The sequence below is a fragment of the Catenovulum sp. 2E275 genome (genome assembly GCF_025515275.1).
In the GTDB taxonomy this organism is placed as follows: domain Bacteria; phylum Pseudomonadota; class Gammaproteobacteria; order Enterobacterales; family Alteromonadaceae; genus Catenovulum.
Map to the genome: position 1 here is coordinate 1 of NZ_JAOPFU010000057.1, position 21,659 is coordinate 21,659.

The 21,659-nt window shown below is 38.0% G+C and carries 11 protein-coding genes and 1 riboswitch; of the genes, 2 read left to right on the forward strand and 9 right to left on the reverse strand.

Features of this window, described 5'->3' with window-relative positions:
• Window positions 1–138: 138 nt before the first annotated feature.
• The 9 genes from N7931_RS17330 to N7931_RS17370 all read right to left on the reverse strand — a co-directional run bounded on the left by N7931_RS17330 (window position 139) and on the right by N7931_RS17370 (window position 18,106).
• Complete coding sequence (locus tag N7931_RS17330) at window positions 139–270, reverse strand: transposase (protein ID WP_262795606.1); 132 nt, start codon at window positions 268–270, stop codon at window positions 139–141.
• 243 nt (window positions 271–513) lie between these two features.
• Window positions 514–3,507, reverse strand: a complete 2,994-nt coding sequence (locus N7931_RS17335) for a TonB-dependent receptor (RefSeq protein WP_262795607.1) — start codon at window positions 3,505–3,507, stop codon at window positions 514–516.
• Window positions 3,508–3,544: 37 nt separating this feature from the next.
• Complete coding sequence (locus tag N7931_RS17340; RefSeq protein ID WP_262795608.1) at window positions 3,545–4,636, reverse strand: FecR family protein; 1,092 nt, start codon at window positions 4,634–4,636, stop codon at window positions 3,545–3,547.
• The gene (locus N7931_RS17345) at window positions 4,633–5,181 is read right to left on the reverse strand and encodes an RNA polymerase sigma factor (RefSeq protein WP_262795609.1); all 549 of its coding nucleotides are present in this window, start codon (window positions 5,179–5,181) and stop codon (window positions 4,633–4,635) included. The genes N7931_RS17340 and N7931_RS17345 overlap by 4 nt, the downstream gene beginning before the upstream one ends.
• 233 nt (window positions 5,182–5,414) lie before the next feature.
• Window positions 5,415–8,210 carry a TonB-dependent receptor gene (locus N7931_RS17350; RefSeq protein ID WP_262795610.1) on the reverse strand — a complete coding sequence of 932 codons (2,796 nt, stop codon included), beginning with the start codon at window positions 8,208–8,210 and terminating at the stop codon, window positions 5,415–5,417.
• Window positions 8,211–8,292: 82 nt separating this feature from the next.
• Window positions 8,293–10,362, reverse strand: coding sequence for a SusF/SusE family outer membrane protein (locus N7931_RS17355; RefSeq protein WP_262795611.1), 2,070 nt, complete (start codon window positions 10,360–10,362; stop codon window positions 8,293–8,295).
• A 239-nt stretch (window positions 10,363–10,601) separates the two neighbouring features.
• Window positions 10,602–13,772 carry a glycoside hydrolase family 2 TIM barrel-domain containing protein gene (locus N7931_RS17360; RefSeq protein ID WP_262795612.1) on the reverse strand — a complete coding sequence of 1,057 codons (3,171 nt, stop codon included), beginning with the start codon at window positions 13,770–13,772 and terminating at the stop codon, window positions 10,602–10,604.
• 68 nt (window positions 13,773–13,840) lie between these two features.
• Window positions 13,841–16,375, reverse strand: coding sequence for a glycoside hydrolase (locus N7931_RS17365; RefSeq protein ID WP_262795613.1), 2,535 nt, complete (start codon window positions 16,373–16,375; stop codon window positions 13,841–13,843).
• Between the two features lie 279 nt (window positions 16,376–16,654).
• Entirely contained in the window at window positions 16,655–18,106 is a 1,452-nt protein-coding gene (locus N7931_RS17370; protein ID WP_262795614.1) for an RICIN domain-containing protein, read from the reverse strand.
• Window positions 18,107–19,441: 1,335 nt separating this feature from the next.
• A riboswitch (cobalamin riboswitch) is annotated at window positions 19,442–19,572 on the forward strand.
• A gap of 132 nt (window positions 19,573–19,704) precedes the next feature.
• Here N7931_RS17370 and N7931_RS17375 point away from each other — a divergent pair.
• The gene (locus tag N7931_RS17375) at window positions 19,705–20,307 is read left to right on the forward strand and encodes a hypothetical protein (protein ID WP_262795615.1); all 603 of its coding nucleotides are present in this window, start codon (window positions 19,705–19,707) and stop codon (window positions 20,305–20,307) included.
• Window positions 20,308–20,411: 104 nt separating this feature from the next.
• Window positions 20,412–21,659, forward strand: a 1,248-nt coding sequence (locus N7931_RS17380) for a GGDEF domain-containing phosphodiesterase (RefSeq protein WP_262795616.1), incomplete at its 3' end; no start/stop codon positions are given.

A 21,659-nucleotide genomic window follows, 5' to 3' on the forward strand; every position in this document is an offset into this window, starting at 1 on the left:
GAAGAAGGCTGACGCTTTTTTTAATAAGGCATTGTCACTTTCTAACTGTTTAACTTGTTTTTCTAACTGCTGAATACGTAATTGCTCTGGTGTTAGTGCTGTAGCTTTAGGGGTTATACCCATTTGCTCTTTTTTATATTAGCTAACCCAACGCTGAATCGATGATAAACCAACGCCCATCGCATCAGCTGCATCCTGATATTTATAACCTTGGAATAAAACTAAATTAACGCATTCGCGCTTAAATTCTGGTGTAATTCTTCTTGGCATTTGTAACCTCTTTAGTTGTATTGAATAATACCTCTAAACAGGTCTCCAATCTAAGTCTACCTTTACACTTTGTATTATTGAGGAATATTAAGAATTTATAACAGTTGACGAAATATGATGACTTTTATAAATTTTTTTAATTCTTTGCAGGAGCAATATTCCTCAATTTAAATTATCTCTATTTTTTTAATAGTAATTAATTATATCGGCCTTAGCCTGTTAACGAGTTTCATAACGACAATCTCATAAGTTGATTCGAGCACCTAAAGCATATCTTGTCCCACTTTCTTCGTATTCAAGGAGCCTTTCTGTATAAATAGAATAAGTTCTGCGTTTTTCATTCAGTATATTGACACCTTGGATGAACAATTCTACATCCCGATTAAGTTTATATCTGAAATTTAAGTCAACCTGTCCATAACCTTCAACCATTTCAGGTTGACCTAAATTCCCTTTCACACGGCGAATAAAATTATCTCTATGGTGATAAGACATACGTGCATCTACAGGACCATGCTCATAGAATAAAACAACATTATATGAGTCAGACAGCCCCTCCAAAGCGTATGTATCCACTACATCTGGCTCAAATAAACGGTCACTATCACTAAATGTATAATTCAGTTGCAATCCAAAACCATTAAAAATGGGCATGAACGAATTTTGTGTAAAATGATGCATCCATGCTACTTCAAGCCCCCAGACATTTAAACTTTGAACGTTTTTGGGACGCGTTACAAAAAAATCTCCCTCTTCATGTTCCAATAATGTCTCTCGTTCGGTTATTAATGAAACAAATCTGTTCAATGACTTGTAAAAACCGGAAACGCCCAAAAAGCCAACTTCCTCGTAATACCACTCATATGCTAAATCTAAATTTTTTGACTCGTAAGGTGCAAGTTTAGGATTCCCAGCCGATGCTGTACTGGAACCAACCCGACCATCTAATCCCCCCAATGCAAGCGAAAGTTTATCTAAGGTTGGTCGGGTAACTGTTTTGGATAAACTTACTCTGGATACATGTTTTTCATCTATATCAAGTTTAATATTAAGTGAAGGTAATAACTGGCTATAACTGTGGCCTTGAGAAATTGGTTTGGGGTCGGATAAAATTAAATCCAAACGGGTAGGATCACTAACACTCGCATTAATATCTAAAAGTTCCTGTGAATACCCTGAAGCTTCAATATTAACAGTTGAATACCTTAGTCCCAGATTTCCATTAATATTTCCCCAATCTGTTGTATTTGAAAACTCTGCCATCAGGTAAGTTTCCCACGGATCTTCGTTTACTTGCCATGAATCCCCCGGTCTAAGAATCGCCTCAATCCCACCGAATTCTTTTCGAGTTAAAATATCAGAGGGTAAAGATGTATTACCATTGGCTAATTGCTCGTTGATATGTTGTTCAGACCAGAGAAAATCATGATATTCCTGAGGTTCAAAGGTGTACCAGATGGAAGGGGTACCACCGTTCAAAAAATTAGAAACAGTTTTAATTTTGAATATATCATCTGGTAATTCAAATGAATATCCACCAAATTCCCATCCTGATGGAGATTTATAAGTTTGTTTTTGTTTGTTTCGAGCAACATACAAAGAACCAAATTGAATTTTATTTATGGTCCAAAATTCTTTTTCCCAAACAAAATCCAAACTAACTTGATTGACTAAGTCATTATAATTATCACCTTCCTTAAGCAATATATGACTTTTTAGCTGCTCAATGGTAATTGGGATCTGATGGGATAATTTTGCATGAACATCTCGATTTAAATTATCATAAATTGGATTGGCGTTTGGGGAACCAACTACATAAAAAATATTATTCCCCCCATTATTATTTTTCGCATGTGAATGGGATAAATCCAGCTTAAGCGACCAGTCATTATCAATTGCCCAAGCCAGGTTTGCGCCAAGCTGCAAAGTATCGGTCGGTCTATTACGTGAAAGTTGGACAAAATCCGATGCCAATTTTTTCGACTTAAAATACTGGTAATACAAAAGTGTACCATTTTGATCAAGATAAACATTTTCAAATGCACGTTGACTGTCATGAGTCCAGTTTGCAGAAGAAGATATTTGGGAGTCAATTTTGTAGCTGGAATATAATACATCAAATGAAAAATATAATTCTTCGTTAAAACGAGCTTCATAAACCAAAGTTCCACCCAATCTCTTGCGGGTTCCTACTTCACGGCGCAGATCAAAATTGCGAGGGATCCACGCCTGACTAAAGTCTCCCGAACCTGATTTATTTTGAACATAACTCAAATCGCTTTCGAACCACCCATCTACATTGGCAGAGTCATTTTGAAATTGTCTATTTTGATAATTAAAAGATAATAAAATGCCTTGTGTACTGTTTGAATAGCTCAACAAGCTAAATAAATGAGGATACGAAGAATCAGAGAGTAAATCGTAGGTGTTATCTAGCGTGAAGACACTTCGTAATCCCTGATATTCCATCGGCTTTGCACTAACAAGATTAATGGTAGAGCCAATACCACCTGAAAAGACACTAGCATCAACACTTTTATAAATGATCGCTTGATTTATCAGTTCAGTCGGTAGTACATCAAAACTAAATTCCCGTCCCAAATTTTCAGATGCGATGACTCTGCCATTGTATTGCACGGTATTAAATTCAGGGCCAAATCCTCTTACAGTGACAAACCTTCCTTCTCCGGATTCACGATCTATTGTCACCCCGGTTACTCGTTGCAAAGATTCGGCTACGTTTTGCTCGGGGAATTTACCTAAATCCTCTTTTGAGATCACATCAACCAAATCTGTGGAAAATTTTTTAAAATTGAGAGACTTTAGAATACTACCCAGATACCCCTGCACTCTGATTGTTTCAATTGGTACTGGCAGATTCTCAGCAACTTCAATATCTTGTTGTGGCTTTGTTTGTAGTTGCTGCGCTATGCGTTCGACAATAATCACACTATCAGCGTTTAAACGGGCAATTAAATGTGTTCCCTGCAGTATATGATTAAGTGCCTCCTGAATAGTAAAGTGGCCAATTAACGCATTAGATTGAATATTTTCAGTTTCTTTAAACGAATATAGAAGCTGAGAATTTGTTTTATTTGCAATTCGTGTTAGTGCGGTAGAAGCGTCAGAACGTGGGATATAAAAGCTAAAAGTTTCTACTGGTGCAGTAACGCTCTGCCCTCTACAACTCAGGGATACCAAGTATAATAGGCACATAATAAAATTGACGCTTTTCATCAAAGTTATATTACACGAATGATTCTAATTTTGTTAATCAATAATTACCTTTTTTACCTATTTCGATCCTATTATCAAAATAGACGATGTGCAAACCAAAATCTTTCTCTAACGCTGACAACATTTTATCTATCTCATCCAGTTTAAACCGGCCACCAATACTCATGTTTGAAATTGTGGGGTCGACTATAATTATTTTTGAATCTGCATAACGGTTTAGTTGCTGCACTACAACATTTAACGGTTCACCAGAAAAAATAATATAACCAGACATCCAGGCTTGTCGATTATTTAATTTATCATTATCCAACACCTGAACATCAGACAACATTTCTTCTTTTAAGATTTTGACCGGCTTAGTAATATCAATGTTTATAGTTTGGCCAGCCACCATATAACCCAATAAATCAAGCTTGTCAGCCTTGATTGCGGCCCCACTGTCTTTCGCAATTTTTTCAAAGCCAGCATGTTTGGCAACAGAAATTTTACCTTCAGTGACTAACACAGATAGTATATTTTCATTTAAATACACATTGAAAGCTGTTCCAACCGCCTGCACCCTGCCGTTATCGGTATAAACGTTAAATGGTCTCTCTGCATTTTTCATAACACTAAAATGAGCTTCACCCGATAATAAATGTATATCTCTTGTGTCTTTAGAGAAAGCCACCTGCATTTTACTATTTGTATTTAAACTGACCTTTGAACCGTCGCTGAGCTCATAGGTTTGCGTTTGCCCCTGCCTCGTTACATAGATGCCGTTTAAAGGATCAGAAAAAGTTTGCTTGCCAGTACTAACAAATAGAGACACAAGCAATAACAACCCGAAACTAGCCAACGAAAAGGCCAAAGTAGTTTTTCCATTAAACCAGTTATCTGTGTTTTTGCCTTTTAATTGTGAATTGGCGCCAGAAGGAGAATATAATTCAGCCAATACGTTATTGCCCCAGAAGCTATTGAGTTTCTTTAAAACGTAACCATGCTCAGGGCTTCGACCCAACCAATTAATAAACTCCTGACGTGTTTCATTAGAAAGCGGCTCATCATCGTCTAGTAGTAGGAGCCAATCTATCGCTTCCTGCTTAATCAGTGCCAATTCCTCTTCTGAAATATTATGATTCGTCATCATGCTTTCTTCTTTAATAAATGAGATTCTCGTTTTACAGTCATTTTAGGGCTTTCACTACGTGTAACGTGCTCAGAACAATGCTCAATACCCTGCTTTAAATATTTCTGAACACTGCTGACCGATAGATCCATTCTTTCGGCAATTTCGTTTCTTGATAATCCATGCACTTTTCTTAACAAATAAACCTTTTTACATTTGTCCGGCAAACTGTCAATTGCCTGACAATAAGCGTTCAATGACTGCTTTGCCTCTATTTCACTTTCTATAGATACTGAATATTCTGCAGGCAGTTCAGATATACAATCATCTATGTAAGCAGTCATTTGTCTGGATTTACGATTCAATTCATTTAGTGCTAAATTTTTTGCCACACTGAACAAGAAAGCTTTAGGTTGCTGAATTTCAGTATTATTTTCAGCATTGCGTGCTTTTAAATAAACTTCCTGTACCACATCTTCGATGTCCTGTTCACATTTTAAAAAACGTGTCAAAAATGCCTTCAAAAAAGAACTATTCTCAATAAAAACACGAGATATAATCGACATTAAATCACCTTGCAATTAGTCGACAAATTTTGTTTAGTTTAAAAAGTAGCATTCAAACATCTCAAAAAATCCAGATTTGACCAATGATATATATAAGACAATTTAACAACCAATAAAGGTAATTAAAGAGTATATATTTTTTGTTTTTCCGAATAATACTACTAAATTTAATAAACGCTGAAAATTCCGCTTACCTCAGGCAAGCGGAATTCATATCACCATTGAACACCTGTTTAGAATTTACCTCTAATTCCTAAGGTAAATCGACGACCATTGTACGTATATGCGCCTATGCGATTTTCGTAACGGACATAATCCCGAGTTGCTTCTTGTGTCAAATTCGACCCTTCGGCAAAAATACTCAGTTCATCTGTTAGGTCAAAATTCAAACTACCATCCCATTGCCCATACTCAACCACATATACAGGCTCACCTTCCCCATTAGATACATTTGATAAGAATTTATCACGCCAATTATACGAAGCCCTGAATTCTAAAGGGCCATATTCATAACTTGCTATAAAATTGGCCGTATCAGATAAGCCTTCTATACCAAAATGGGTTAGTTCACCAGTACGGTAACTTGAATCACTATCCACGAAAGTGTAGTTAGCTTGTACACCAATACCACTTAATAACCCAGGTAAGAAATCAAACATTACATGACCGCCCACTTCCAACGCTTCAATGCTTGCTTGCTCAACGTTGAAAGGACGAGTTTCATCAAACTCTTCGCCAGCTATGATGGTTTGCTGTGTAGACATAGCAATAAAATCATCAATATCTTTGTTCATATAAGCAACACCAAAATAAGCGGATTCATTCACATACCAGTTGACCGCAACGTCCAAGTTGGTTGATTTATACGGTTTTAAGTTGGGGTTACCGCCGTTGATTGCAAAAGCTCCGGGACGAGTATTGATACCTGCGTCTACACCAATTTTGCCTAGTTCTGGTCTAGTAATAGTTTGAGAAACACCAAAGCGCACATCTATGTTGTCTAACGGTTCAATTTTAAAGTTAAACGATGGCAAAACATTCGTGTATTCATTATTAACCGTTACCGGTATAGCTTCGCTTTTTTCAACAATACTAATAGTTGGATCATCTGGGCTCGGAGAAATACTCAATATGGTTTCTGAATAGCCTGATGACTTTTGCTCAGTCTTTACTGCCCGAACACCTAAGTTTGCAGACCAAGGCAGATTAAATACATCTCCTTCTAAGTCCGCTTGTAGGTAAATACCTATTTTTTTCTCAGCAACCGCAGGGCTATTAGCTAGTTCAACTGCAGGTGTATAATCAAGATTAGGGATTTCATTACCATTTTCATCAACCCGCTGATTATAAAATTCGCCGTTTTTAACAAACTCATCTGACTCATAATATTCTCGTAATGCTTCGTTATCCGTTTTTAACCAAGCAGTTGGAAATGACCCTCCAACATTTGGTAGGAAGTCTGCAGGCTTGATTAAGACGCCAATTTCGTCTGGAATATCATCGTTAAATCCAGTTGAAGTACCATTATTTACTTCATCTGCACTGCGGATCCGAATACGTTGGAAATCCCTTTTGTTATAAAATGCCCCAGCTTTGACATTAATAACATTGCCCCAGCTAACAGGTTTCTCCCAGTCTAGTTTTATGTCCGAAATAGTGTCTTCATTGTTATCGCCTTCGACTACTAAAAAGTGATTACCCAATTTACTTTTATCGGTTAGTGCCACGGGATTTGATATATAGTTGCCTGTGTAACTATCTGTTTGCTCATCAAATTCAGGAAACAGCAACGACGGTACATATTCACCTGGTAGTAACTGGAATAAACTAGAACTTTCGGTCGTATTTCTAAAACCTGACACGGCAAAGCTTTGGGTGCCGCCCGCAGTATTTTCTGCTTTGGAATGCGACATATCGAGGCGGATCACTGAATCGTCGGCTAGATATTTTTCAATATTGGCACCAAACATCACAGTCTCAGTTGGACGATTTCCTGTTGAGTGGACAAATTCAGTTGGCGCTGCATGGCCAGTCCAATATACAACCGTACCCTGTTCGTCGATTTTTACACTTCCTGGACCTGCATTATTATTATTCGTTGTTCCCCACCAATGAGCGACTTGGTTTCGGTCGGACTCAATTTCATAATGTGAATACAATACATCTAGAGTTATCTGTAAATCGTCTGACGGTGCCCATTGAGTGACAATTAAACCACTCAAGCGTTCTCTGTCGGTTGTTTCTAATCTATAACCAACGCCTTTGGGTGCCCACGTTTGTAATTCATAAGCTAAATTAGCATCTAAATCGAATTCTTTCTCAACCCAACCACCGCCAGTAGATGCTTCGTCAGCACGTCCTTTTCGACGGTGATAAGCAACGGAGGCCGTTACCCCAAAAGTCCCTAGATCATTTTTGTAGTTCACTAACCCTGAGAAATTCGGTGTTGTTTCGTCAGCTAACTCGTCATACATAGCTTTAATCGAACCAGCTCCGGTTAAGCCAGTTTCTAGTGACAAAGGTTTTAAAGACTTAACGTTCACAACTGCCCCTATACCACCGTCAGACAATCGAGCTTCTGAAGTTTTAAAAACTTCAGCGCCTGAAATCATTTCAGAAGCCAGTACATCAAAACTAAAAGAGCGCGAACCATCTGGATTTGGTAAAACACGGTTGTTGAATGTCACCACGTTATATTCTGGACCTAAACCACGCACGCTGATTTTGTTGCCTTCACCGCCTGAACGGTCAATTGCTACACCTGTAATTCGTTGCAAAGATTCAGCAACGTTTGCATCAGGAAATTTACCTAAGTCTTCAGCCTCAATTGCATCCATCACAGTACTAGCAGCGCGCTTTGATAACAAAGCTTTTTTAATACTGCTGGCGTAACCTTGTACCGTAATAGTCTCTATTTCTTCTATTTGCGATGCATCTTGAGCAATGGCAGTATTAATACTAAATGCCAACAAACTTAAGGGTATTAACTTGTATTTAGTTTTCATTTTTTTGTTATTTAACGTTTTCATTTGGTCACTCCTGCAGACAGCTTAGCCAAATTACTAAGCTGCCTAAAAATTGGGATATATAATTAATTATTAAATTGGTGAGTTACTGGCAACTGGTATTCGGCATAACACTAATTCGCTCTATTAAGTAATCGAATGTCACGTCATAAAAACCAGCTTGACCATTTAGTTTTAAATCTGAAGTGCCTGAGCCAATATCAGCTTTAGCCCAAACAATTGGAGCAGTCTGCTCTCCTCCATTAACAAAACCGGCATCTAAACCATCCCAATCGAGTTGACCAACAAATTTCATATCTACTTCATCACTTAATTGCAGACACTCGATGCCAAATACATAGTCACCTGAACTATTGATGTCTCTGATCATCGGGATTGAATTTTCAACGCTCCAATCTAACTCTGGATAGTCAACAAAACCTTTACCAACAATGTACAACTCGTCCAGTAATGAATGTTGTGATAAATCAATCGCTTCAATTGAATAAGACAATAGAGAAGGATTAAAACGCACAGTGTAATACCCTGGTGCAGGAGCAGGAACGCCGTCACTCGAACTTGAGTTTTCCATTAGGGTTAAATCTGATTCAACGTCAGACAAACCAAAATTGCCCGCATTCCAGTTTTGTGCACTCACGAATTTAAAATCGCCGTAAGGCTTGATAGCATTTCCATCACTCTCTTTGGTATATCGAAGTGCCAGCTCATACCAACCGTCAGCAATTTGGTTCATCTCTACAGCTTGACCTACATCCCAATCACCAATAGAGCCAGCACCGACCATGTACATACGACTTTTAAATAAAGTCGCACGATTAGCAGCATAATCGAATATCAGTGTGTAAGCGCCAGCGGCACCGTTGTACGCAAGATTTGGAGTGCCTTGACCTGCGATGGTTTCTCCCCAATAAAAATCAGCACCCTCTGCGTTATATACAGCTGCATCGACAAAACCAATATCTAAATCATCCCAGCTACGTTGGCTGATAATTTTCAATTCAACGGCATCAGAAAACTGTAAGCCTTCAATACCAAAAACATCTTCACCTAAGCCACGGAAGTTTTTAGTCAATGGAATTGCCTGATCAACACCCCAGTCTAATTCAGGGTAATCACTAAAGCCTTTACCTATCACATACATTTCTGGATAGTCAGTTAAAGCAGAGGTATCAAGACTCTCAACCGAGTAATCCAAACTAGAGATATTAAATTTGATGGTGTAATAACCGGCGGCATCAACTTTGATAGCTGCTGCGTCTACTGAATAAACGACATCGGTAGCACCTTCAGACGAAGCGCCCCATGTTTCTTTGTCTGAAAATTCGTTCTGGTCGAGAAATTCAAAGCCGCCTTCGTTATTTTGAAAATGTACGACCATTTCATACCAATCATCACCTAACGGTTTCATTTGCGGTGCAGAACCCCAATCCCAAGCAGTGGTTTGAAAATCACCTGTAATCCAAACATTTGCAACAGGAGCAGCCGCGTCTTCATCGGTTTCGCCCCAAATTTCAATCCAAGATATTTGAGGATCGGCTTCTGAATCGGAATTGCTTGCTGTTCGTCGAATAGATATTTGCAATTCACCATCAGTTACTTCAACGTTATCGTAGCGTTTGTATTCGTTATCAACTGGAATGTAGTAGCCGGCTTCTAATACTTGCTCTTCGGCTAATAAGTCAACATGGCGAGTGCCTTCAGAATCCCAAGGGTCATTGAATCCAAATACAACTGTGTATGAGCCGTTTTCAACTTCGAAAGAATATTCAATCCCAGCGCCTGCCATGTCTCTTTCATCACCACGAATACTGCCGTAGTTATCTGCATCAGAGTAATATTGTGCAACAGGCGAGGTATAACCCCATTTGTAACCAGTTGAGGCGTCAACGCCATAGGCCTGGTCTTCAACACTACTGCGTGTACCAAAAGTTTCTAAGGTTTCAAGTTTACCCGGAGTACCATCACCTGCATCGACGTAATAGATCACTTTATAATTATCTGGAGCGCGGGGTGGCTCTACGTATTCATTAGATGCATTTTCAGAGATCACTGCATCAGGGTTATACTGAAAACTGATGTCATCAGCACCTTTACCACAAGCCGCTAACAAAGCAGAAGAAAGCAGTAGCAGTGGAAACGTTCGTTCGATGTTCATGTTGAATCCTCAATTTGATTTTTTTATTCATTGGCACCAGTGGTGCAAATGGGAGGTTAAATCCGCAGTCTGAATCATGTTTCAAGCTGTAATAAAGAAGACAAATCAAAGTTAAAAGTGCGTAAGTTTTTTTTTATTTTTTTGTAAAAAATAAAATTTACATTGTGGAGTGACTATGATGTGATTTGAATATTATCCTGCAACCCATTGAAAAGTTGCAGGATATTTTAAAATTAACTTTATTTTTGCTTGACCTTAGTCGGTGTAAAACTATAGGAATAACGATAATCCAACCAAGGTAGAATGTAGTTTGGTAATGGCGCAGCGCCCCATGAATCCGTACCCCCTACCCCACGTTGTCTGTGGTCGATATTAACAAAAATGCGGTCACGTTTTTTAAGCTCATTCGGGTGTAAGTTGCGTCGAACATGGTCTTTTTTCGATGCATCATAATCATCGGTTGAGTAGTACTCAGCCCCAAACCCTAATAACTTAGGCGCACTAAAACGTATGCCTAAACCATTGTCGTTAAAGAAATCAACATACCGAACATCGGTGCGATAACCGTTCTCTGATGGACGCACATAAGGGACATACAAACTATCGACATCTGTTTGATATAAACCAACAAACGCAGAAGCTTTACGGTCTGAGTAGTTTTCATGTGGACCACGACCATAATAAAGAACATGGTTAAATGCAGTATCTAACTCAAACATAGTGCCTAAACGTGGTAATTCACCAAACTTCTTATGTGGCGCGGCATAAAACCAGATATCCACATCTACCTGACCATTACCTTTAATGGTTAAAGTGGTGAAGTATTTACTCTCAATTGCTGGTAAAGCATGTTCAATTGAAACTTTAACCGCACCTTTAGATAGTCGAGTCACCTGTAAGTCAGTTAACTGCGTATTACGACCTAACTGCTGATACACAGCAAACTGGCTTTCATAACCGCCGATTTCTAAATCGTTATACACAGGCGCACGCCAAAACTCAGGGTGAGATGGTGCTTTTAACAACTCATGACCAGCATATTGAATTGAGCTGATTAAACCGCTTTGTTGATCTATCTCAAGTGCAAAGTATTTAGCTGTAAATTGGTGTTTACCATTTTTATTGCTGTAGTTGAGCTTGGTTAGTTTAGAGAGTATTTCCTCAGCTGCAGGCTGTTTTACATAAGGTAAAACTAATTGCTCTTCAGCAACACTATGATGTGCAGCTAACAGATGTTGAGCTTGTTTGGTTCTAACCTGTACATTAATAAAGTATTCTTTACCCGCTTGTTGTTGGTATTGAATCGGTAAGCTAATTTGCTCACTTTCCCCTGCTTTTGCAGATAAAGAGATGTCAGAGCCAGAATCAACCACTACCCCATTTTCAATTAACTGCCACTCAAGGTAATAATCTTTTAAGCTGATAAAGTAGTTTTTATTGGTGACAGTAATGGCGTTATTCGCGCCTTTATTGACTAAACTAACCCCAATATTCTGCTGAACCTTTTTCACTTCCCACAAATATGGATAAGGTGTTCTGTCAGCAAATACTAAACCATTGGCACAGAAGCTATCACTGTTTGGTGTACCGGCTGGCTCTAAATCACCACCATAAGCTTGGTAGATGCTGCCATCGGCTGCGGTTTTAGTGAAAGTTTGGTCAACCCAATCCCATACAAAACCACCTTGCAGAGAATCGTATTTTTCAAATGCATCCCAGTATTCTTTAAAGTTACCTAGAGAATTACCCATAGCATGTTCGTATTCGATTAATAACACAGGACGCTCATCATGCTGAGTTTCAGCATAACGAATAATATCTGGTAGCGGTGCGTACATTTGGCCATACGCATCCGTATGACGACGTAACTGAGCTTGCTCAGACATCACAGGTGAAGGCTCTTTGGCTTTTAACCAATCATAGGTGGCTTCTAAGTTAGGACCATCACCTGATTCATTCCCAAGTGAACGAATCACCACAGAAGGATTGTTTTTACTGCGCTCATACATATTTGAAATTCTATCAATGTAAGCGGCTTTCCATTCTGGTTTATTGACAATGTGTGTAGCTGGGTTGTAAGAACTACCTTGGTTTGACGCACCTAAACCATGTGATTCAGTATTGGCTTCATCCATCACATATAAACCGTATTTATCGGCCAAGTCGTAGATATAACCATCACTTGGGTAGTGAGACATACGTACAGCATTGATGTTAAATTCTTTCATCAACTGAATATCTTTTAACATAGACTCACGGGTAATCACATGGCCGGTTTCAGGGTCGTGCTCATGACGGTTAACCCCTTTAAATAGAATCGGTTTACCATTAATTAAAATGTTACCGTCTTTATATTCTGTTGACCTAAAACCTATATTGCGTGCGATATATTGTTTGTTTTGGCCATCAGTTGATAGCGTCATTTCTAAACGATACAAATTCGGCGCTTCAGCACTCCATAATTTAGGCGTATCTAAAGTTGTAGAGAATTCAACACGGCTATCCGTTTGTTTATCGAGTGTTTTCACCTTTAAGGTTTTGCTATAAACACTTTTACCTTGGTCATCAATTAAATTCGCAACCAACTGAATGTTTTTAGCGTTTTTGCTTGAACGGTTATCAATTTCCGCACTGAAGTTTAAAACACCTTGAGTGTAGTTATTGTCTAACGTGGTGTAAGCATGGAAGTCACGTACAGCAACTTTAGGGGTTGCATAAATATACACATCACGCTCAATACCACTAACACGCCACATATCCTGACATTCTAAATAAGAACCATCAGAATAACGGTACACTTCAAGTGCTAACGTATTTTCACCGGTTTTAACATATGAGGTGATATCAAAAGCTGCATCGGTTTTAGAGTCTTGTGAATACCCGACTTTTTTACCATTAACCCAAATATAAAAGGCAGATTTAACCGCACCAAAGTGGATGAATATTTCTTTACCATCCCAATCATTCGGTACTTCAAATTGATGACGATATGAACCGACAGGGTTGTATTCTATCTCACCTTCAAGGAATTCTAGTTTGTTATCAAAACAAGCATGACTGTGATAAAAAGGTGTGCCGTAACCATTAATTTCCCAGTTGGCAGGTACAGGGAAAGTATTCCAGCTGCTGACATCAAAACTGGGTTTATAAAAGTTCGTTGGTCGTTTATCTGGATGGTCAACCCAGTTAAATTTCCAGTTGCCGTTTAATAAACGATAATTACTTTGTGACCAAGGCAATTCGGCTTTGGTTGCATCGGCACTTTCGTAGCTATAAAAAAAGCTGCGTGCTGGCTCTTTGTTTATTCTAAATACTTCTGGATTGCGCCAGTCTTCTATGGCATTGGCTGAAAAACCTGTAAAGGTGGAAAAGCCAATTAATGCAATTGATGTTATTTTTTTTAGGTTCATAAATTTACCCATATTAAAAATGGTCAGTTTTGGAAACGATTAAATTATTCAGTGAAAAGTTTTTGAGTTTACCGACGCGAAAACAGTCGAAAACTTAACAACAAACAAATAACCCACAAGCCGATAGCACCACCACTTTTATTAGGTTTACTTGTGTCGCCGCTGTTGTCTGGTTCACTTGGTTCAGGTTGTTGCGGCTGCTGATTGCCATGGTCAAGATAAGCATTTAGATATTGAGATGGAATCGGGCGCTCTAACGTGTTATCTGGTAACTGCCAGCCTACAGACAAATTATCGCCGCCATCATTTTCTTTGTGTCTTGATTCTATATAGTATTTTTGTCCAGCGACTAAAAAGACTTGCTGCGATTGTTGTGAGTCCAATTTGTCCCATTCACGATAGTTGGTCCAACCTGAAACCTCTGCAATTTTTGTAATGTCGTTTGGCGATTCACTGTCACTCAACCATAGTTCACCATCATTATCTGCAGCAATCCAAAATGTATAATTACCGGTTTGTGGTGCGCAAATATAACCTGAAATTCGAGTGCCATAACCGTCAGCTGAGTCTGGTGCTATCTCAAATAAACTGAGCGTCGATATTTCATCTGCTGCTGTATCAAAGGGCACAGAAGCAACTGAACTATCAAAAGTGTAATCGCCTTGCGCCTCAACATTGTTCCAACGCTCGCTAGTTACATATCCGTCAGAATTACACTCAGAAGTTTGGCTGGAAAAAACCTCTACTGCATCTTCGCTCAGAAGGGTTGTTGTACCAAATGCATTAGTTACTTTTAAGGTGACATCGAAGCTGCCCGCTTCTGAATATAATACTGTCGGCATCACCTCAGTGCTTGTTTGAGGCGTTCCCCCCTCAAACAGCCATTCATATGTATCAGGTGAATTAGTTGATAAATCTTGAAAAGTAACGGAATCACCAGAAACTAGTTTTTTTTTATCTTGTTCAAACCCTGCATTTGGTGCTTGATCGTTGTCCACAACTTCGCCGACCAAAGTTACAATAGTTTCTGCAGTAATGGTGAATTCACTATCAGCGCTCACGGCCGGTTTTTGCGCTAAATTGTCTGTCGCGTTGGTTTGATACACACTAAAGGTTTTTATCGTTTTACCAGCAGGTAAATTTTGTACTTTGATGTTTAATGTATCTGAGCTTGTTCCAGCATTTACTGCAACTATCACGACTTTATCGTCTGTAGGGTTTTTATAAGCTGATGCCATTACACCAGATAAGTTGTCAACTGACGGTAAATCAATCCTTTTATAATCTGGTCTGATAAAACGACTATATTGGCCAAGAGTCCATAAAACTTTTGAGCTTTGCAATGAATCAGCTTCTAAAGCAGAATTTATTTTCAACAAGCCGTCTTTGTAATCATAAGGTGTCACACCCAGCCACCAATGCCACGCGCTGGCATTCATACGTGATAAATCACGATGGAGCATTTTCCCTACATGCAAAGCGTATTTAATGTCTAAAACGTCAAATCCCCCTCCCTCAAAGTCTCGAACGTCACCTGTACCACCAAGAATACAGACTTCACTCATCCACACTTTTGCGCCGGGTGACGCAGCTTGTACGTTTTCCCAAACGAGATCGCGTAATTTGCCCATTCGATCGCTCCAAGCATCCGAAAAATAGCCATGCAAGGAAATTTTATTGCCAATTTTGTCGCGAATGCCGTTGCTGCCAAGTAACTCATCAATATAATTTTTGTAAGAACCGACACCACGACTGTTCATTCCACCATTGTATGTGGATGAATTAAAAGACTGATGATATGAATCACTGAGCGCTGCGGCATATTCAACCGTTTCACCAGCTTCAATCACCACATCATTCGCTAACTGAGCGGTAACTAGTTCGTCGTATAAAGTATTGTAAACAGCTTTAAGCTCTTGATTATTGTAACGATTACCCTCTTGAGAATTGCCTTGCCAATCCCACGTCGGTTCGTTGATTGGACTGATATAGTTAATTGGGATACCTTGGTCATTTCTGAGGTACTTCAGGACATCAACCATAAAAGTCGCAAATTCATCCACCATATCATCTTTTAAATTGGTCGAACCAACACTGGAATCAGGATGAGCTAAACCATTTTTAGTCGCCCAAACCGGCGGGCTGTTTACGAAAGCAATTAAGTCGGTGACACCTCTTTCAGCTGCTTCTTGCATAAAACGAATTTGACCAGTTTGTTTGCTTGTATCAATCGCTGCACCCGCTGCTGGTTGTAACAATTCAGCTCGGCGGTACGGGCGACCCAAATCATCTAATTGAATACCACTCGCTGATCCTTGCTCTGCACTACCAGCGCCAATATTGAAACGCCAAGCAGATAAACCAATACCGACATCAGTAGAAAACAGAGTATTCGCCAAATCTTCGATAGCTTGCTCTTTACCTTCAGATACCCATTTTCTGATCATAGGATCAAAGGTCCAAGCATCCGATGCGCCAAAACCATCAATGGTTTGGTAAGTTTTATCGAAGTTTACATTTACACTATTAGCAGCTATGACCTGCGTACTGTTCATTAACAATAGTGTTGAAGCAATTGCTCCGACAGTGAATATTTTCTGCATTGTTGTTTGACCCCTTTAATAGCCCGCTAGATATAGCGGGGCTTAGCTTCAACTTAGAATGTGTTTAACTAAAAGCTCACTAATTAGCTACGAATTAAACGTATTAATTAATAAGACAAGCGACCAACAAAAACACGTAACTAAAATTTTAATTTTTTGTTACACAATCTATTGGTTTAGTTGGTGAATAATTTGATATATCAAAAAAGGTTGGAAAATAGGTGCTTATGTACAGTCAAAAAGCCAAACATGAACACCTATGGCAGGAAATAGTTTGAATTATTGCTCAATCAGCTCCCATTGCTGATTGTTACCATTATTGTCTGTCCACTGGATGACATTAGCACCATTTTGAGTTTGCCCTTGATTAACGTCTAATGCTTTACCACTAGCTCTGTTAATTAGTTGGTGATAGCCGTTCCCCATATCTTCAAGTTGCCAATGCTGGTTGTAACCACCGTTGTCAGGCCACTGCAATATATTGGCGCCATCGCTTGTCGAGCCACCATTGACATCGAGCAATTTACCGCTGTTGACGTTTTTAACTTTATAATAACCATCTCCCGTGGCTATTAACTCCCATTGTTGATTTGAACCGCTATTCCAAGTCCATTGCAATACATTGGCTCCATCGTTGGTTGCACCACCATCAACATCTAGATCTTTAGCACTATTGCGGTTTACGATTCGATAGGAACCATCAATTGATACTTCACACTGAATCTCACCCCATCCGCAAATGATTTGGTTTAAACCTGAGTTATTCGTGGTGCTAAGTGTAATATTGTTCCCACTGCCGCCACGAGTTTGAATGGTGTAGCTGTCGTTATCACGCAATCCCGGCCAATAAACACTGGCTACGTTATCGTTTCTAAATACTCGGCTTGAAGCTCGAATATAAGCAATATATGCTTGGTTTTCAGTTGTTTCCGAACTACTGGCTGTGTTGTCATAATCTAAACCTGAAGTCATAGGTGCTCCATATTCTGTAACAACAGTGCGGCTAGCATAAACACCAAAACGACCTCGCCAATTGCTTTCCCAAGTCGCTTCACTGGTAATAGACTTATCCCAAAAAGCGTAGTTATGCAAAGACAGTAAAGTGCCATCAAACTGGCTATCTGAGCCGATTGGAACAACATTTTCCGAATATCCGGTACCACCCAATAGTATGCGACTTCTCGGTATACTTGAGTAGGTTGATAACCAATCTGCATAAACGGTTTTAAGCTCACTTGCACTGTAGCCAAATGGTTCATTCATTACTTCAAAATAGATGTTTGAGTCATTTTGATACTCAGCAACAACTTTGTTCCACATTTGCCAAAATTGTGTAGTGTCATCAATACGACCATCTTTCATTGAGCTTTTTTCCCAATAACCCAATATCACCTTCATATTTTTTTCACTGGCTTTGTCTATTGCGGCTTTATACGAGTCCCACCAGTTTTCTAAAACACTCGGTTCATTAATAGGTAAACGAACTGTATTCACCCCCTGCATATTGGCCTGAAACTCATTAATAATTGAATCGGTTTTAGCCGCTATAGTATTGTAATCATCACTGGAGTTAAGCCCTGAAGGTATAACCCACCCATCCACAAAATTATCACGTCCATCAGCCCAGTTAACCCCAGCAATACCACTGGCACCGACTCCGGCGTATAATAGTGGAGATCCTGTTAGCAAGAATCCAGCACACATTAATTTTATTTTTTTACCTAAATTCATAAAATGAACACCTTATGTTAGCTATATATTTTTTATATTCGTAATTATTGAAATGAAATTTAATCAATAAAAATGAGTTGGTTTAGATGCCAAAAAAACACTAAAGCAACAAATAGATGACAATAAAAAAACAAAAACAGGTAACTGTTTTACAAAAAATTATTAATAAGTGTTCATAATTTGAGATATGGTTAAATTAATTTTGGCATGTTTTATATACTGACATATTCTGATCAGAGCACAAAAATTAAGCATGCCATAAGTTTTTATATCGTGTGATGTATAATAGATTAAGTAAGCTTTTTTCTCCCCCCAACTTCGATGCTCTGTAGTATACTTTGCTATTTTAATTGAAAGGCCTACTTCTATGTGAAATTATAGATTTTTGTCTATTTTTCTGATCTATTGCCAAGTTTACTGCAGATCAACTTATGGTATTCTTTCGATTAATTACTTAACAGCTAACTAGGTCAGTTTTAAGTGGCACATTTGGGTTGTCATCAGGATGAGAAATGATGCTAGAAATGTAACACTCGGTTTTAAAAAGTTGAAAATTAATATCGCTAATCGATTTAAATCTAACGTGATAATGTTTTATCATCAAAATCACGCATGTTTTCTGGGATTGGGATAATGCACATTTAAGTTGTTGGGCTGCATATTGTTTTAACCAGTCGTGCTTTTAAAAATGTGCAATAAGCATGATAATCATACATCGTTGTAGTAAATCATGTGTAACACATATATTGAAGGATAGACATAAGTAAGGGAAAAATGCCGCTATATATCAAAGACGCAATTTTAGAGGAATCATTTTTAGCTTTACCACCATGAATGGTTTTCATGTAAACAGCACAGTGTGCGGTTCATAAGTCAGAGGCCCAATTACCACTAGGGCTACATTCGACCCCAACGGCAATATTGCCGATATAAAGTTTGAGTGATTGAAGTAATTGATCAGGTGAGGCTTTAATTTCTTTGTGTAGAACTTTATTGCTCTATTGGTCTAAGATACAAATACATAAAGAACGGGTATAGAAATCTATTCCACATTAATAAAGGTGCGTGTTATTGTAAAAATTATTTGAGTATTCTCTTCGTAGTTAGCTCTTTTTAGCTTAACCGACATGGTAAGCTAAATGAGTATCAAATAAATCAATAAAAAAGCGCACTCAAATCACAAGAATCCTCTTATGATAATATTCTGTCAGCTTTATAATTTGTAGAATCAAGTAAACTAAGGTTGAGCAGAATACATTTATAAATCTAAAATATTAAACCTTGGTAGTAATTATTCAACTTAATATTGTAGTTGACTTGAATAATCTTACCATATAATCTGAAAAGGTTTTAGGTGCTTTCATAAAGTTAAACGGGAAGACTAGTGTAAAGCTAGCGCTGCCCCCGCAACGGTGATTGAATAAGTTTTCATCGGCCCGATACCGGCCTAATTCAAACAAAGTTTGCGGTGGGCGAACTCTTATGCATTTTTAATCGACATGCCAAAACTCTCCCCGACCCATACGTAGCATTAAGCTTTCTGTAGTATTTAATTATTGTGTGGCCTTATGAAATTTTATTTAGGTTTTCTTAAAAGGATGGGAATTACTTCTCGCAATGAGACTCAAGAAATAGTTTTTAATTGGCGAGTGAAAGCGCTAGACGTCATTCTCAGGTACGGTTTTCTATTTAGTTTTGTCATTTTATTTCATGCGGGATTTTACGCTTATGTTGACGGGAATGAATTAGTTAAATTAATTTGCGCTGGCTTTGTGTTTATAATGCTGCTCTGTCTGGTTTCGTACAAAATAAACACTAAACTTGCAAAAAAGATCTTAATTTTTATTGTGATTTCCGGTGCTATTCTACCGATTATAGGGCTCGAAGAATTTGAACTGAGTAAATATGGCATCTTTTTTTTGTTTTCTTTACCGCTTTATTCTGTTTTGTTTTTCTCAAATAAAACAACGATCATTCTAATACTTTTAAATATTTTACCATTTTTTTTGTTGTTGAAAAATGATAACAGCCTAATTCCAATATATTTCGACTTTTCCATTGCAGAGTCGCATACTTATCTGGCTTCATTTTTATTTGTTATATGGAATGTTTGCTTACCATTAGCATTTATGCAACTTGTAAATTCGCTGAGTAAGAATACAGAAAGTTTAAAAAAACAATCCGCATTGTTAAAAAAATAATTGAGCAATATCGAGAGATTTTTAATAATAATGGCTCTATCTCTATATTTTGCTCAAATGAAGGTGAAATTTTACATGTAAATAAAAAAGCGCGAGAAGTTCTGTTGAATGGACTCGTAAAAACGCCAATATACTTAGATGAGATTTTTGACTTTGAAAGCCCCTTGACTTTACCGTTAATAAAAACGGAATTAGTTTCTCTAAAACAAATGCCAGAGTATAAATTTTTACTAGAGCCTACCGAGTTAAGTTACCATTCTCGCCAGTTAATTCATTGTTTCGATATATCAGAGCATGAAAGCATCAGGCTCAGCTACGCAACTGATCCTGTTACAAATTTGGAATATCACACTTCTTGGATAAAAAATACAAAATTACCAAATAACAAAGAGATCGTTATACAAATCAAACTGAGTAATCTTCGAGAAATCAATATTCAAAATGGAATGAAAATTGGTAATCAGGTATTGAAAGAAGCGGTTCGCAAATTGAGGGCAACATTGCCATCCGAGAATGCAGTTTACAGGTTTCAGGGAGCAAAGTTTTTGGTCCGCATTCCCAATATAGCTAATTGTGATTTTTGCTTTTCTAATTGGTTTTACAAGATGCTCCCCTCTAGTTTAGTCATACATCATAAAAATCAATCTTTAGAAATTAAACTCTATTGGGGAGTGGGTTACGTACATTCAAATGGTATTGATTCGACAAAGTTACTTGTTGAAAAATCGTCAATTGCACTTAGCCAACTTTCAAAAAGAGGTTCAAATATAAAAGAATATACGCCCGATGATATCATCAGAATAAACAAAACTCGTGAATTAAGGGACACAACTAAACATTATTTAGATAGAAGAATGATTGAACTTTGGTTACAACCTCAAGTTAATCAATTCAGACAGATTGTAGCTTATGAAGCTTTGGCTAGAATAAAAGCGGATAACGGTGATGTCTTACAGCCAAACCAGTTTATACCTCAAATCCAAAAATATGAATGGGACGTCGAATTTTCTTCGCAAGTTTTGGAACAAGCGACCGAGATTATAAAACAGTGGCCTAAAAATCTACCCAAATATCCAATTTCTATAAACCTGACAGGTTTAGAAATTATGGATGATATTTTTTTCGAAAAATTACTCAGATTATATTCTGAAAATAAAGACTTAAGGGAATTACTTGAACTTGAAATCACCGAAACATCGAAAGCTTCATCTGATACATTGACTTTAGCTAGGTTAAGTTGTTTAAGTGAACTAGGAGTAAAAATTTTAGTTGATGATTTTGGGACTGGTCATTCCTCATTGTCACAACTGATTGAACTATCAGCTTATGCAATAAAAATTGATCGTTGTTTC

Excerpts from the sequence above, each read along its gene's own strand:
- N7931_RS17365 (WP_262795613.1), bottom strand. The coding sequence starts at position 16,375 with ATGCAGAAAATATTCACTGTCGGAGCAATTGCTTCAACACTATTGTTA.
- N7931_RS17340 (WP_262795608.1), bottom strand. The coding sequence starts at position 4,636 with ATGATGACGAATCATAATATTTCAGAAGAGGAATTGGCACTGATTAAG.
- N7931_RS17355 (WP_262795611.1), bottom strand. The coding sequence starts at position 10,362 with ATGAACATCGAACGAACGTTTCCACTGCTACTGCTTTCTTCTGCTTTG.
- N7931_RS17360 (WP_262795612.1), bottom strand. The coding sequence starts at position 13,772 with ATGAACCTAAAAAAAATAACATCAATTGCATTAATTGGCTTTTCCACC.
- N7931_RS17345 (WP_262795609.1), bottom strand. The coding sequence starts at position 5,181 with ATGTCGATTATATCTCGTGTTTTTATTGAGAATAGTTCTTTTTTGAAG.
- N7931_RS17375 (WP_262795615.1), top strand. The coding sequence starts at position 19,705 with ATGGGAATTACTTCTCGCAATGAGACTCAAGAAATAGTTTTTAATTGG.
- N7931_RS17350 (WP_262795610.1), bottom strand. The coding sequence starts at position 8,210 with ATGAAAACGTTAAATAACAAAAAAATGAAAACTAAATACAAGTTAATA.
- N7931_RS17370 (WP_262795614.1), bottom strand. The coding sequence starts at position 18,106 with ATGAATTTAGGTAAAAAAATAAAATTAATGTGTGCTGGATTCTTGCTA.
- N7931_RS17330 (WP_262795606.1), bottom strand. The coding sequence starts at position 270 with ATGCCAAGAAGAATTACACCAGAATTTAAGCGCGAATGCGTTAATTTA.
- N7931_RS17335 (WP_262795607.1), bottom strand. The coding sequence starts at position 3,507 with ATGAAAAGCGTCAATTTTATTATGTGCCTATTATACTTGGTATCCCTG.